Origin of the sequence: Pseudomonas sp. SIMBA_067 (assembly GCF_046534675.1) — a bacterium.
GTDB lineage: Bacteria > Pseudomonadota > Gammaproteobacteria > Pseudomonadales > Pseudomonadaceae > Aquipseudomonas > Aquipseudomonas putida.
The window spans coordinates 1-272 of sequence record NZ_JAWRYH010000425.1 but is presented as its reverse complement, the minus strand read 5'-3'; the positions used below and the strand labels follow the sequence as shown (position 1 = coordinate 272).

Here is a 272-nt window from a genome sequence, read left to right as displayed (position 1 = left end):
CCGTGAGCACTGTCCGGCATTTGCCGACGAGGGCACGCATTTGCAACGTTATGCGTCGCGCTTCAATGCGGTGGAGATCAACAGTTCGTTTTATCGCGCGCACCAGCCCAAGACCTACGAACGCTGGGCACAATCGGTGCCGGCAAGCTTTCGTTTTTCGGTCAAGGTGCCCAAGCGCATCACCCATGAACTGCGTTTGCAGCGTTGCGAGACGGCACTGGATGAGTTTCTGGAACAGTGTCTGCACCTGGGTGAAAAGCTCGGTTGCCTGC

Annotated in this window: 1 protein-coding gene; it reads left to right on the top strand. The window is 57.4% G+C overall.

Annotated elements, in window-relative coordinates:
• Positions 1-272, top strand: a 272-nt coding sequence (locus tag SB765_RS29730; protein ID WP_410932508.1) for a DUF72 domain-containing protein, incomplete at both ends; no start/stop codon positions are given.